The sequence below is a fragment of the Alcaligenes faecalis genome (genome assembly GCF_009497775.1).
GTDB classification, from domain to species: Bacteria; Pseudomonadota; Gammaproteobacteria; order Burkholderiales; family Burkholderiaceae_B; genus Alcaligenes; species Alcaligenes faecalis_D.
Window position 1 is genome coordinate 3,280,367 of the sequence record NZ_CP031012.1, and the last position, 14,626, is coordinate 3,294,992.

10 protein-coding genes are annotated in these 14,626 nt (G+C 57.4%); 5 read left to right on the forward strand and 5 right to left on the reverse strand.

Annotated features, from left to right (window positions below):
- Nucleotides 1-5 precede the first annotated feature (5 nt).
- The 3 genes from DUD43_RS15225 to DUD43_RS15235 all read left to right on the forward strand — a co-directional run bounded on the left by DUD43_RS15225 (nucleotide 6) and on the right by DUD43_RS15235 (nucleotide 4,851).
- Nucleotides 6-260, forward strand: a complete 255-nt coding sequence (locus DUD43_RS15225) for a type II toxin-antitoxin system prevent-host-death family antitoxin (protein ID WP_153230939.1) — start codon at nucleotides 6-8, stop codon at nucleotides 258-260.
- Between the two features lie 2 nt (nucleotides 261-262).
- The gene (locus DUD43_RS15230) at nucleotides 263-682 is read left to right on the forward strand and encodes a type II toxin-antitoxin system VapC family toxin (protein ID WP_153230940.1); all 420 of its coding nucleotides are present in this window, start codon (nucleotides 263-265) and stop codon (nucleotides 680-682) included.
- An 866-nt stretch (nucleotides 683-1,548) separates the two neighbouring features.
- On the forward strand, nucleotides 1,549-4,851 hold the full coding sequence (locus DUD43_RS15235) for an autotransporter outer membrane beta-barrel domain-containing protein (protein ID WP_153230941.1): 3,303 nt from the start codon (nucleotides 1,549-1,551) through the stop codon (nucleotides 4,849-4,851).
- A gap of 233 nt (nucleotides 4,852-5,084) precedes the next feature.
- Here the strand turns inward: DUD43_RS15235 and DUD43_RS15240 are convergent, their stop codons facing one another.
- The 4 genes from DUD43_RS15240 to DUD43_RS15255 form a co-directional block, all read right to left on the reverse strand.
- Complete coding sequence (locus DUD43_RS15240) at nucleotides 5,085-5,708, reverse strand: N-carbamoylsarcosine amidohydrolase (RefSeq protein ID WP_035275666.1); 624 nt, start codon at nucleotides 5,706-5,708, stop codon at nucleotides 5,085-5,087.
- Entirely contained in the window at nucleotides 5,695-6,747 is a 1,053-nt protein-coding gene (locus DUD43_RS15245) for a 2,5-dihydroxypyridine 5,6-dioxygenase (RefSeq protein WP_153230943.1), read from the reverse strand. Before DUD43_RS15245 ends, DUD43_RS15240 begins: the two co-directional genes overlap by 14 nt.
- 81 nt (nucleotides 6,748-6,828) lie before the next feature.
- Nucleotides 6,829-7,653: an alpha/beta fold hydrolase gene (locus tag DUD43_RS15250; RefSeq protein WP_153230944.1), complete on the reverse strand. Its 825-nt coding sequence runs from the start codon at nucleotides 7,651-7,653 to the stop codon at nucleotides 6,829-6,831.
- Between the two features lie 60 nt (nucleotides 7,654-7,713).
- Nucleotides 7,714-9,972 carry a xanthine dehydrogenase family protein molybdopterin-binding subunit gene (locus DUD43_RS15255; protein ID WP_153230945.1) on the reverse strand — a complete coding sequence of 753 codons (2,259 nt, stop codon included), beginning with the start codon at nucleotides 9,970-9,972 and terminating at the stop codon, nucleotides 7,714-7,716.
- A 399-nt stretch (nucleotides 9,973-10,371) separates the two neighbouring features.
- On the opposite strand from DUD43_RS15255, the gene DUD43_RS15260 reads away from it, so the two are divergent.
- Nucleotides 10,372-10,848, forward strand: coding sequence for a (2Fe-2S)-binding protein (locus DUD43_RS15260; RefSeq protein ID WP_153230946.1), 477 nt, complete (start codon nucleotides 10,372-10,374; stop codon nucleotides 10,846-10,848).
- Nucleotides 10,845-13,685 (forward strand): c-type cytochrome, encoded by a 2,841-nt coding sequence (locus DUD43_RS15265; protein ID WP_153230947.1) that lies wholly within the window; start codon nucleotides 10,845-10,847, stop codon nucleotides 13,683-13,685. The genes DUD43_RS15260 and DUD43_RS15265 overlap by 4 nt, the downstream gene beginning before the upstream one ends.
- A gap of 368 nt (nucleotides 13,686-14,053) precedes the next feature.
- On the opposite strand, the gene DUD43_RS15270 is transcribed toward DUD43_RS15265, so the two are convergent.
- Nucleotides 14,054-14,602, reverse strand: a complete 549-nt coding sequence (locus DUD43_RS15270) for a DUF924 family protein (protein ID WP_153230948.1) — start codon at nucleotides 14,600-14,602, stop codon at nucleotides 14,054-14,056.
- Between the last annotated feature and the right edge of the window lie 24 nt (nucleotides 14,603-14,626).

The window sequence follows — 14,626 nt, forward strand, 5'->3', positions numbered from 1 at the left end:
GCATCATGACTATCACCACTCTTTCAAGCCGAGAATTCAACCAGGCCACCAGCGAGGCAAAAAAAGCCGCAAGCAATGGCCCCGTCATCATTACCGACCGCGGCCGTCCTTCACACGTGCTGATGACATTCCAGAACTACCTGCAACTGACCGAGCAGCGCCGCAACATCATTGATGAACTGGCCATGTCAGACGAAGACGCCGACATCGGTTTTGAACCAGGCCGCAGCAACATCAACACCCGTCCCGTTGACTTCTGAACATGTACCTTCTGGACACCAACGTCATCTCCGAAATACGGAAAATGAAATCTGGCAAAGCCGATGCGAACGTCACTGCCTGGATTCGCAGCGTCAACACCGCCACGATATACATATCCGTCATTACCGTCCTGGAACTGGAACAAGGCATCCTGGGCAAAGAACGGGAAGATGCTGCCCAGGGAGTCATATTGCGCAATTGGTTTGAAAACCAGGTGCTACCCGCATTCTCCCAAGCCACCTTGAACATCGATGCAGCGGTAGCGCGACAATGCGCCCAATTGCATGTTCCAAACAAAAAGGGTGAACGAGACGCCTTGATCGCGGCAACCGCTCTGGTACACAACATGACCGTCGTCACGCGCAACACCAAAGACTTCAAAGATACCCCTGTCGCCCTCCTAAACCCTTGGGAACGCTGAACTCAAACAACCCTCCAAAAACAGCAGCCCCAAGCATCTTCTGGTCAGATACCCAAGCCAGACACCCAAGCACCAGCAAATATCATCTACCCAAAGCGTACCTACGCCTGCTACCCCAGCTTCCCAACCCTGATTAGCAGTCCAGCTATTCTCTGCTGCCCCCCTGCATCCTCAAGTCCTCAAGTCCTCAACTCCCTAATTCCCTAATTCCCTAATTCCCTAATTCCCTAATTCCCACCCTGCCTCATTTCTTTTCCTCCGTCCCAGTGCCGTTTGGGCTTTAAACCGTGTTGCTTGTTTTCTTGTGGGGCCCGGGTACGGCTTGGCGGGCGAGTCAGGGCTCTTGCCGCCGGCAGAGTGCTGGGGCGGGATGCAAGGGTCGTGCTGTTTGAGGAGCACGCTTGCGGTTTGTCCGGGGGACAAACCGCGCTCCGAGTTCACGACCCGCCCGCCCCAGCACTCTGACAAGGGCACCCACGCGCAGCGTGGGCAAGGGCCCCGCCAAGACAAGCCGTACCCGGGCCCCACAAGAAAACTATCCGCCGCCCTCACGCAAAGCCCAAACGGCACGCCCAGAAGAAAGCCCCCTCAAAAAACAGCGACGTCCTCGGCAACCCTTGAACCCAAAACTCAAAGCCCAAAAAAACAAATACACCGCGTTTAAAAACCAGGACCAAGGGTTTAAAACCAACAATATCAATTTGACACCATCTGCTATATTTTTTTGACGCAGGCCAAGGTACCCCCCCCATCAGCCCTGCCCCGACGCAGCAACAATGAACGCCCCACTCGAATCAAACTGTTTCCTCTACCTCGGGGGCCATTCAGTGCAAACAATATCTCGCGCATTCAACACCTGCTCAACAATGAAACTAACAAAACTGTATGCCGCCCTGGCACTCGCCATTGCCCCACTGTCTGCTCACGCCCTGGAAGACAGAGCCGTCACAGACGCATCGGGACGCACCGTATTTATCGCGCGGTTTTTTGACATGGGCGATGGCCCATTCGACGAACGCCACAACACGTCCTACTGGAGCTGGCAAGGACATGAAGCCTACAAAAACGAGATCGTTGACGGCATAGGCTACTGGACTGAAATACTCCAGACCCAAGGTGCCAATCCCCCAACCATCATCAATATCGGCACCATTAATATGCCAGGCAATGCCTACGGTGGCTCACCCACAGCAAACGACGGCCAAAGCGCATTGACGCAAATGCAGCAGAGCATATTCGGTCTGTCGCCAGCCGAAGGTACGCTACCACTCGGCGGGCATGGTTTTTTTGGCCTGGGCCAAGACGACTACGCAAGCAACCCAGCATTCACACAAACACCCCTGACTGGTAAAGACAGCGTACTCCTGACGGCTATCCACGAAGTTGCCCATGGGCTAGGCGTGACCAGCCATGTGATAAACAAAGGCGACAACTATGACATACAGCCGTATTTCACAAGCCAGCTGACCAGTTGGGCGCAACTGCTAAGGGACGACAACGGCAATCCAGCACAGGCAGACCAGAAGATTCTGTGTAATGGCTGCGACACCTCCTACGATCCTGATGCCTTCGACTTGCGTCAGGACAAGGGTTTTCTGATCGGTGCCAACATCGAGCAAGTTCTGGCCGGTGGCCTGCGTGGTGTTCCCGTAAAAATACTGGGAGAGGACGGCAGCATAGATAACAACTTCATGAGCCATATCGAGCTTCGAAACAGCGTCATGAGCCACCAGAGATACCGTAACTATTCGGGTTTCATGGAGGCTGAGCTGGCGGCTCTGCAAGACCTGGGCTACACCATTGACCGGGCCAACTTCTTCGGACGCTCGATCTACGGCGATGGCCTTGAGCTGGTGAATACACAAGGTTTCTTTGCACGCAATGCCGAAGGCACGCAATACCTTCCAGGCCAATACAACCAATCCACATTAGGCTTGGGCCTGCATATCTATGGCAGCAATAATCAGGTCCGACAAGCCGCTGACCTGTTGGCAGCAGGATCAGGCGGTGCAGGCATACGGATCGATGGCGAGAACAACACCCTTGTCATCGACTCAGGTGTCAAAATCTACGCCGATGGTCTGAACGGGCAAGGCATTCAATTTGCCTACGGACGTGGGCACACACTGGTTCATCGCGGTGACATCCAAGCGACCGGCTCTCAGGGCGTAGGCCTGCGTTTTGACTTTGGCACCAACTCGCTAGGCAACGTGGTCGAGCGACGTGGATCCTACATCCGCAGCATCAAGGGCGTCGATCAGGCCCTGCTCCCCGAACTGAACGGCCCCCTGGTTCAACAAGCCGACATTAGCGGACGAGTTGCAGGCCAGGAAGCGGCCATCCTGATTTCCGACAATGCCTACGTCGGGCGCATCAACCTGATGCAAGGCGCCCAGATTGAAGGCGATATCATTTCGCACTATGCAGAGCGCGACAACAACAACCAGCTACGCCTGACCACGCTGTCCTTTGGTCAGGCTGCGGACACAATGGGCCGCAGCATTGATCAGCCCGATGCCACATTCCACCTGAGCTACGCCGGTAACATCACAGGCAAAGACAATCTGACTCTGTCATTTGACGGCGGCACAACAAAGCTGGATGGCACCTTGCAGGTCCACAGCGCCACCATCCAGGAAGCGGCAACATTGGGCGGGAATGCCAGCTTCGATCTGGCCAGCGGTCAGGCCCTGATTAACGCTGGCACCCTGACGCCCGGCAACTCCATCGGGGGCATCCAGGTAAATGGCGACTTCCAGCAAACAGCAACAGGCCAACTGGTAGCCGAGTTTGATGGCAAAGGCGGCCACGACACGCTTGCCGTCAGTGGCAATGCGGACCTGGCTGGCGCGCTGAAGCTGACGCCTTTGGCAGACTGGTATCAAAACTCCTGGTCCGTCGACACAGGCTCGTTTGTGGAAGCAGCCAGCTACAACGGCAGCTTTGACGCCACACAGATCACCGCCGTATCGCCCACCTTGCAGTTTGACGCGGCACCCTTGGGCAACGAACGCTACCGCTTGTCTGCCACCCGAGCCGACAATGCCTACAGCCAGTATGGCCGCAACGACAACCAGCGCGAGGCCGGCAAGGCTTTGTTCAAACTAGCCGCCGCCGGAACGGCACCCGCACAAGCCCTGTTCCAGACACTCGATTTCTCGGCCACGGACGGCTCACAAATACCCGCTGCTCTGGACCAGATTTCACCCGCTGGCTATAGCGCTGCCATGGCCGCCTCCCTGATGCATGAGCGTTCGATCATGCAAACCGCCCGCCAAGGCCTGAGCCAAAGCATGTTGCGGCCCGGCACCGACTGGCAGGGCTACGCTCTGGTATTCGGTTCAAGTGGCGATCAAAACACGCGCGGGTCCATGCTTGGCTACGATGCCAACAGCTACGGCCTGATCGTTGGAGCCGGGCGCGCTCTGGAGTCGGCCCCTGACTTGGCCGTAGGAGCCCAGCTTGATGTTTCCGATCTGTCGGTCAAACCGGATGCCCCTTACTCCGGCAAGAGCAAAGCCACCGCGTTCGGCCTTGCCGCCCATCTGCAATACCGCCCCGGTACACGGGAAGGTCTTTTCGCATTCAGCGGACTGCGCCTGGGCCTGGAACAAGCCGATATGCGCAGACAGATTGCCATTGGAGACTACCAGGCCACGCACTCGTCTGACTGGACGGGACGCAATCTGTCGATTGACGCCGGCACAGGCTACCTTTGGCAACTGAGCCCCTCGTTTTCGGTAGGCCCTTTTGCCAGCATGAATTACGCCTTGGTATCCCGCCCATCAGTCGACGAATCGGGCAACGACGCCACGCGTCTTCACCTGGACAGCAAACGCGTAGATGCCTTGCGCTCCAGCCTGGGGATGACGGCCGAATGGAATCGCGACCTGGCTGATGGCAGCAAGCTGGCCGTGAACCTGGACCTTGGCTGGAATCACGAATGGCTGGATCGCGACCTGACTCAAACAGCCCGTTTCGCCATTGCGTCCACGGATACGGCGTTCAATACCCGCAATAGCGTGCTCCCCCGCGACACCATGAGCGTTCGAACCGGCCTGACCTGGCAACGCAGTGAGCGTCTGTCGATTGGCACCGGCATCAGTTCACAGTTCGGAGGCGGATATTCGTCGCTGCAAGGACAGGTGAATCTGCGCTGGGCGTTTTAACAGTCCACGCCCTCACACGGACCTGAACAGAAACTATAAAAAAGCCCCCGAGAGTCGTTCGACTCTCAGGGGCACAGGTCCGATAGCCTGCCCCCAAGCGGCAGACCACCGATACTCAATCACCAATCTGTAGAAACAGACCAGTTAAAAGACGACACAGGCTCCGTCAATCAAACTGCTAAAAAATGACGAAGCACATCGTTCTTCTCAAAGACTCAAAAGCTTGAATAGCTTTAAAGACCAATCAACTTCATCGCCTCTTCACGCGTTGCCACGGTGGCGTACTTCTGACGCATGTCGAACAGGTTAGCCTCGTGCGGGCCAATCGCACGGTCACCCACGCAGTCAGAGACGACCAAGGGACGAAAGCCCAGTTGCATCGCATCAACCACGCTGGAACGCACGCAACCGCTAGTGACGGCACCGGCGACCAGCAGTGTTTGCACACCACGTTGAGTCAGCCACGCGGCCAAGGGTGTACCAAAGAAAGCCGACGGCACATTCTTGCGAACAATGAACTCACCGGGTGCAGGAGCCAGCTCCGGCACGATGTGGCTGTTGTGCGCGTCTTCAGTCAGACCCAACATGCCGGGGACTTTGATGCTGAAGATGTTGTTATCAGCACCATCGTCCGCATACACGATGCGAGTGTGAGCCACCGGCCAGCCCTGTTCACGCGCCGTTGCCAGCAACTTCTGCGTGTTCTCGATCGCCTCGGGAATATTGCCACCGCCAAACACCGCCGGATCAGCAAAACCATTCACCAGATCAATAATCAACAAGCCATACGGAGCTTTAGGCTCCAACGTCGACCCAAACCCTTGTTGAGCGTAAACCGCCCCTTCATTCGTACTCACCAACGCCTCCATCCAGTACTTTGCCGTCACGCACTACGGCGCGGCCATCCAGGCTGACCGTGCAATTGCGCAAAGGAATATCAATGTGGCATGCCGTTGTACGCTTGCCGCCAGCTTCATTGTTCGGGCCCAGGGAGAACAGGAAGTTACCCTCGAAGGCACGAGCATCCATACCAATCGTGTTTTCACGCGAGTACAGACCCAAAGTGGACCAGTGAGCGCGTGGCTGCAAACCCCAGCCAATGTGGGAAATTGCATAACCTTCAGGATCGTTGAAGGTCTTCATGTATTCGTCCAGCAGCTCGGCTTCGATACCACCTTCAATCTTGGTGGCGTAGCCGTTTTCCACGGTCAAAATGATCTGCTCAGTCGAGTATTTCTTCTGCGGCAACAGGATGTCGCCCTTGTCGATCACGATGGTGCCGTTAGTGCCCAACTCGTTCGGCCAGGTCAGCACAAAACCGCTAGGCCAGTGGTCCCAACGACCGGGCTCATCCACAAAGCCGTATTCACGAATCGCGGGGAATTCACCCAGCGGGCACCGCAGACTGGTGCCGGCAGGAGAGGTAATGCTCATTTCCTTGGCAGCCTTGATCAAAGCGGCGGCTGCGGTCACACGCGCACGATCTGCTTCGGTTGGTACCGTGCGAACCAGAATTTCGGGTGGCTCCACGGCCAACAGAATCTTGGTACCCGACTTCAGAATGTCGATCTGCTCGGGCGAGAACAACAAGGTCATCAGGTCCAGAACCAGATCGCTGGCCTTCAAAGCCGCAATCGCCGCTTCGTTACCCGTCAGCGGGGTCGTACCCAAGTACGCCAGCGAGTCACGGCTCAAGGCTTTTTCCGCGTTGACCGGCAACAAGTCCAGGCGATTCACAATCGCCCCCATGGACTGAGCGGCAATCTGCGCGCACTGCATGGTCTGCGGGTGAGTGGTCGAGCTGGTCAGCAAGGTCACGGTTTGACCCGCTTCCAGCTTGGACAGGCGCAGCACTTCTTGCCATGCCTCGATAAGTTGATAATCACTAACTGCCATCTTGTCTCTCCTTGTGAAAGGCTCCGACACTGACGCGGAACCTCTGCATCACGACGGGCCGCCCATGCGGCCCTTTCAACATCACACCAAGCGCTGGCCCAGGAAATCACCGAAGGCCTCGTAAAAGCCTGCTTCGTTATCCCAAGGAATCATGTGACCCGCATTGGGCACACGAACGTGCTGCACGCCAGCGGCCAGTTGCTGAATCTCGGCTACATCTTCATCGCGCACCACGTCGCCACGCTCGGCGGTCATCAGCAAGGCAGGCACTTTCAGATGCGGGAAATCGACGTGAATATCGTCGGTGTGGAAACCTTCGAAGCTGGCCAGAATCGCAGGCTCGTGGCAGGTATGCAGCCACTGAGCACGCAATTGCAACTGCTCTTCGGTCCAGGTCGGGCAGAAAGCACGCATGTCTTCAGCGGTACAACCCTTGCGAGCCATCGCCATGGAATCCACGTACCAGGGCAATTTGGAAGGATAGGCACGACGATCAGGACCGGAGACCGGAGGATCAACCATCACCAGACGGTTCAGGCCTTCGCTGTTCTTGTGAGCCGCACGCAAACCAATGCGCGCACCCATGGAGTGGCCGACCACGATGTAGTCTTTCAGGCCCAAGGCTTGAGCCAAGGCGATCAAGTCATCCGCCTGCGCATCCAGGCTGTAATCCATGCCCTCGGCAGCTTCGCTCAAACCACGACCACGCACGTCCTGAATGTAGGTGTCGAAGTGCTTGCCGAACTGCTCGCCCACAAAACCCCAGGTCACCGCCGGGCTGGTAATGCCGGGAACGATGATGACCGCAGGGCGCTGATCGCGACCCTCGCTGGAACCGCCGTAGCGCAAGTAATGCTGACGAATGCCATTGGCGTGAACATGGCCGCCGTAAAGAAAGGTACTCATTAATCTGTCCTTGGATTGAAACCGTCAGGCCGGGGCCCGACCTATGAAAATTGCTGCTGCCTACGCCATCTGGGGTGTAGCAGCCAGCGCGGCCCGGACCACATCCGGTGTAAAAGGCACCTGCCGAAAACGTCGGCCAGTTGCATCAAACAAAGCATTGGCAATGGCCGAGGCACAGGGCACAGAGGCGGACTCACCCGACCCCATAGGCGGCTCGGACTGCCTGTCCATCAAAATCACCTCAATGGGCGGGATACGCGGAAAATCCACAATCGGATACGCACCCCACTCCGCACTGACCACACCCTGTGCGTTAAAGCGCACCTGCTCATACAAAGTGCGGCTCAAGGACTGAATCACATTGCCGTGAATCTGGTGGCGCACACCAGCCGGGTTCACCATCTGCCCGGTGTCCTGGCCCACATAAATCTTCTGAACTTCAATCACGCCTGTTTCCACATGGACTCGCAGGTCCAGCACCCAGGCTGACCATGCAGCCCCGAAACCGGGAAACTTGCTATGTATATAGCGGGCGTACGACAGGCCACGACCGTAGAGATAGCCTTGCTCGTCCGGCTCCCCGCGAGACCCTCGATGCCCAATCTGCCATTGCCCCTTACCCGCCACCGCCTGTAGCAGTTCCTGCGCGCGCACATCCTGATCCAGATAACGCAGGCGATAGATCAAGGGGTCCACACCGGCTTCCACTGCCAGCTCGTCCAGAAAGCAATCATGCGCAAAAGAATTGGGCATGGCCGATACGCCGCGCAGCCAGGAAGCACGCACAATCGCGGGCATGTCCTGACACACAATGCGCTGCTTGGGATAGCTGTAAGGCGGTACTGCCGTGCGATCCCCCATTTCCAATTGACGGGGGGCCGCCGACTCCCGCCCCGTCAACAAGAGCGCCAGATTCGGCGCATCGTTGGAGGGGTAATGGGTCACAAAATCGTAATGACGCAGCTGTCCTTCGGCATCAATGGAGCCTTCCACATCCATCAACTGAGCAGCGCCTTTAGGCTCCCAGCCGTGTTCTTGCTCACGCGTCAGTTGCACGCGCACCGGCGCACCGACGGCTCGTGACAAGAGCAAGGCGTCCGCACATACATCGTCAGCGCAATTACGGCCATAGCAACCGGCCGCTTCATGACGAATGATCTCCAGACCGGCTTCGTCCTCGTCCAGCAACTGACTCAAGTGAACACGCAACATATGCGGATTCTGCGAGCCTGACCAGATTCGACTATGGCCGGGCTGGTAATCCGCCACAGCGCAAGACGGGCCAATGGAGGCATGCAGCTGAAAAGGCCAGACATAAGTACGCTTCAAGCGTTTGCCTTCTGGCGGCAGCTCGTCAAAATCCGGGCCTTTATCGGCCAGCAAACGCTCCGTCATGGGCTGACGACGAATCAACTGCTCCAGATTGTTCATGTCCTCCAAAGGAGGAATCGCTTTCCAGCGCACTTTCAATTCACGGGCGGCGCGCATGGCGTGTTCTTCACGACGCGCGACCACACCAATAAAGTCGCCAATCACCACGACACGCACATCGTCGGCAATATGGCGGATGGACTCCTCGTCCACGGATTCCAGGCTGCGACCGATAAAGTCACCGCTATCGCGCCCTATATAAGGAGGGCGCACAACACGGCCATGCAACATGCCGGGCACGCGCACATCGTGTACATACACCCACTGCCCCGCGACCTTGCCCGGAATATCGACACGCGCCTGGGCTGTCCCTACAATGCGCAATTGCTCGGCCGGTTTGGTGGGGGTTTCCTTATCCAGATAGGCCCGCAGTTCCAGACCTTCCAGCAATTGCCAGTACGTCAGGCTGCGCCCGTCCGGGGCAATGACAGTGCCGTCTTCCACGCGTAATTGATCGGCAGGCACCGTCCAGCGCTCTGCAGCTTGTGCCAGCAGCAGTTGACGCGCCTGAGCCGCCGCCTTGCGCAGCGGTACTGCATGGATCTGAATGGACGCACTGGCGATGGTAGGACCTTGATTGGGCACAGCATCGGTATGGCCCAGCACCATTTGCACGCGCGCCATGGGCACATCCAGCTCGTCGGCCACAATCTGACTGAGCGCAGTTTGAATGCCGGTACCCAGATCCACGTGTCCATTAAAAGCGCGCACCCAGCCCTGCTCGGACACCGCGACAAAGACATCGTCGTGCGCCTGCAAGTACTCGGACACCACGCCGGGCTGACCGGGCGAAGGCTTGGGAGGCCGTGCCGGTGCCGCTAAAATCAGCAAGGTGCCGGGCGCCCTGAGCAAGTCTTGCTGCTGGTGGCGCGGCGCATCGTAAGACATCACACTCTCCTGGCTGGGCTTTATATAAGGGGCTGGAAACCGGCTTCAGGGATTCATCCCTGAAAACTTGCCTGAAGCGCACCTTGGCAAAACATCGATTACTAGCGTACACACCCTAATAAAATCAAATGCAGTGCGCTGAAACCCATTTATCGCAACTACTATAAAGAGAAAATCAAGGGCTTAATAATCAGTGTAAACCCTATACTAAATAAGATTAGACCGAATTTCGAACGTCTCCCCAAGAGAGCTTTGATTGATGCCTCAAGGGAGTAGTAGAATCTATTTACTCTATAAATTAAAGTGTATACACTTAATTTAAGCATATCAATACCGAGCTGATAAAAGCACCGCACACGCTGTTCGACAATAAGGTGCGATCTCCCAAAGGTGAAACCCATGAACCCTTGTACTCGCCCGCATACTTTGCGGGTCAATCAAGAGACCCACATCATCGAGGTGGAACCCGATACGCCGCTGCTTTATGTATTGCGTAACGACCTGGAACTGAATGGCCCTAAATTTGGTTGTGGCCTGGGTGAATGTGGCGCCTGTACGGTGCTGGTCGATGGTGTGGCCGCCCGCTCCTGTATCGTGCCAGTCAGCCTGGTAGAAAACCGTCAGATCACGACCCTGGAAGGTTTGGCCCAAAACGGCCAGCCCAATGATGTTCAGCAGGCATTTATTGATTGTCAGGCTGCGCAATGCGGCTACTGCCTGAATGGCATGGTCATGACCGTGCAGGCCCTGCTGGAACGCAATCCGCAAGCTACCGAAGAGCAGATCCGGGACGAGCTGCGTTATAACCTGTGCCGCTGCGGCACTCACGTAGAAATCATGCAAGCTGCCGTACGCGTCGCAAAGGCCAGGCAATGAGTCATTCAGTACAAGACCTTTCCCGAGCGCTATGGCCGGAACTACCTGCGGGCACCAGCCTGCTGCATGGCGCTGTTGTGCGCCCTCCTTACTGGTCCTATGAAAACGGGCAGTATCTGGGAGCTGAATTACAAACAGTAGACCAACAAGCCGCCCTGAAAGTGCCCGGTGTCGTGGCCTGTGTGCATATGGGCAATTTTCTGGGTGTGCTGGCGGTACAAGCCGAACAGGCTCAGCAAGGCGCTGCTCTGCTGGATGCACGCTGGGCCACGCCCGTCGTAGCAGACCAGGTGGCCCTGCCAGCCGATGAGGCTGTTGCTGCGACGCCTGGCGCCCCCGATCAAAGCTATGAGTGGCAATCTGCCGCCGAGCATCAAGAAACCGCCTGGGCCCGTGCTTGTTATCACGACAAGCAGTTTTATGTCTGGGCGCATACGCAGCGCCCCGCCGCTCTGCTGCTTGAGCTGCAAGCCTTGAGCGGCCTGCCCAGCGAGCAGATCCATTTGCAGGATATTGCCGGCAATCAGGCCGATGCCTACGACTGCGCCATGGATGCAGCCGTCATGGCCTTTGGCCGCCCCCAGGCTGTGCAAGTCCGCGCCAGCCACAGCGTAGCGACCATTCGCCTTAGCGTCTATAAAGGCACCGCAGAGCGAAACGACCTGAATGCCCATTTGCGGGCGACCCGCTGGCAACTGAACACCTTGTCCGGTGCTCGCCCTTCTCTGGCTGCCATTCTTTGCGGTCAGCAAGATTTGCCCAGCAGCGGCCCGGACGTAAAAAGCGATTACTTTTCCGCCCCTGCGCCTAACTATGATGGCGCGGCCGCCAGCAGCGACCCCGATAGCCTGGCCCAGGCCACGATCTTTGCTCAGGAATCGCAGTTCGATCAGGACTGCCACAGCCTGGGGCTGGATCCTTTGGAAGCACGACTGGAACAAGTCAGCAGCCCTCAAGGTCGAGAGCTGCTGCAACGGGTTGCCGATCAGTCGGACTGGTCCGAGCCCTTGCCCGCCCATCAAGGTCCTTTGCGCAAAGGTCGCGGGCTGGCCTACAGCCATATTGTTGAACAAGTGCCCGGACAGGCTGCACGAGAGCAGTGGTCCGCCTGGGCCGTGGATGTCAGCGTCGATACCCGTCAAGGCACGCTCAGCATAGACAAGCTGACCATTGGCCACGACAGCACCGAACTGAGCAATCCCGAGCAGACCCCGGAGTCTGCACCCGCCCTGGCCGACCGACTGGGCCGTTGGGCTCAACAACTGCTGAACAATGGCGTGGGCAAAGGCAGCGAAGGTAGCAACGACAGCCCTGTCAAAGAAACCGCCGACAAGCCCGCCGTCCAGCTGGTCAAACGGGAGTCTGCCGTAGGCCAGCCTTTGGCCTGGAACCAGGGCGTGGAACTGCCTGCCGCGGCCGCCATTGCCAATGCAATTTTCAATGCCAGTGGCATACGCCTGACCAGTGCGCCTTTTAGCGAACAGTCTCTGGCACTGGGCTATCAGTCCGATAAAACAGGCAGCAGCAAAAAACGCAAAGCCTGGTGGGGAGCCTTGGCCGCGGTCGCCACCGGCACAGTCTTGAGTGCCCTGCCCTGGCGGCCCGCCATCGCGCCCGTCGGCCAAGTGGACACATCCATCTTTTCAGAGCTGGCGATTGAGCGTGGCCGCCTGGTTGCCATTGCAGGCGACTGCATGGTCTGCCACACCGCCGAAGGCGGCACACCCAATGCGGGCGGTCTGGGTCTGGATACGCCGTTTGGCACTATCTACACCACCAACATCACCCCGGACAAAGAAACCGGCATAGGCAGCTGGAGCTACAAAGCCTTTGAACGCGCCATGCGCGAGGGCATTCATCAGGACGGTCGCCACCTGTACCCGGCCTTCCCTTACACGGCCTTTGCCAAGATCAGCGATGAGGACATGCAATCCTTGTACGCCTACCTGATGACGCAAGAGCCGGTGAAGTCCGAAGTGCCTGAAACCAAGCTGCCCTTCCCCATGAATATGCGGCCTTTGGTGGCGGGCTGGAACCTGCTGTTTCACCGTGATCCGAATGCCTACGTGCCGGACCCGACTCAAACCGTGCAATGGAACCGGGGGGCCTATCTGGTCAATAGCAGCGGTCACTGTGCGGCCTGCCATAGCCCGCGCAATATGCTGGGGGCCGAGAAAGGGGGGAAAGCGAATTTCCTGGCTGGTGGCTTTGCAGATAACTGGGAAGCGCCTGCGCTCAATAGCCTGTCCAAAGCCCCCATCCCCTGGACGGAGCAGGAACTGTACCAATACCTGCGTACTGGCTACTCGCCACGCCACGGCGTAGCGGCTGGACCGATGGGACCAGTCGTCGCGGGCTTGGCAGAGCTGCCTGAGTCCGACGTCCGCGCCATGGCAAATTATCTAAGCAGCCTGAACCCGGTTGAGAGCGAGCAAGAACAAACGCACGCCGCCCAGGCCGCGCTTCTGGAGCAAGACAGCCGCAGCAATAAGGAAGTGATGGTGATGCCAGGCGAAAACCTGTTCAACGGCGCTTGTGCTGTTTGCCACGATCCGCGTGGTGGGCCGGTGTTGTTTGGTGCGCGCCCGTCCCTGGCACTGAACAGTAATCTGCACAGCGAGCACCCGGACAATACGATTCAGGTGTTGATGCACGGCATTACCCGTCCTGCCCAGCCTACCCTGGGCTCCATGCCCGGTTTCAAGAACAGCATGAATGATGAGCAGATGGAAGATTTGCTGAACTATATGCGGGCACGTTTTGCACCCGAAAAACCGGCCTGGACGGGACTGAAAGACAAGATTGCAACCATCAGGGAGCAGAAGGGACACTTGTAGGCAGGGTTTGTCCGCAGATAGTGCTTAGATACGCGGAAAACAAAGGCGGCTTCAAGTTTTCACTTGGCCACCTTTGTTTTTTAGCTCATCACATTCAGACCTGACTAAACCAGCAACCCTCAACCCAGGCTCACTGCCAGCACTCTGAAGGACTGGTCTGAAGCTTGAATTTACGTGTGGGTTTGGGTTTGGGTTTGGGTTTGGGGCCAAAGCCTAGGCCAACAATCGAAGCTTGCGTTCCTACCCAAGCCCGAGACCAGACCCAAATCAAAGTCATCCAATCCTAGGTCTAGGCCCAGTCCAAATCAGGATCAGGACTCAGCTTCCGCTACAGACCCAGACCCAGCCTGGGCCAGACTCAAAACCCATCAACCGGAAAAACCACCGGCCTCCAGAAACTTCTGTTCTTCCGCAGTCGTGGTACGTCCCAGAATCGAGTTGCGATGCGGGAAGCGGCCAAAGCGCTCCACCACATCCAGATGCTCTTCGGCGTGATCCAGCCAAGGACGGCCAATTTCCTGATTCAGGCGCACGGCCTCTTGCTGATCGGCCAAATTCTCCGCATGGGAATACGGCAGGTAGCAAAACACACGACGCTCCAGCGGAATCTGCTTATCCAGCCCCTTGGCCACCATTTCCTTGGCAATCGCCAAACCCTTCTCGTCGGTCGCGTACATGCGGGTGGTATTGCGAAAGGAGTTGCGCGGAAACTGGTCCAGCAAAATCAGCAAGGCGTAGGCCCCTTCTGCGGTCTGTGCCCAGTCATCCAGCTCGCCCTTGGCCGCACGTTCGTGCCAGTCCAAAAACCGTTCGCGAAATTCCCGGTCGAAGTCATCGGACTTGCGAAACCATTTCTCTGGCCCTGATTCAACCCAGAAATCAATCACTGCCTGAGGATTGGGACGTGCATCTGCCATGGTGTTCTCCTGGAGCCGGTCCGG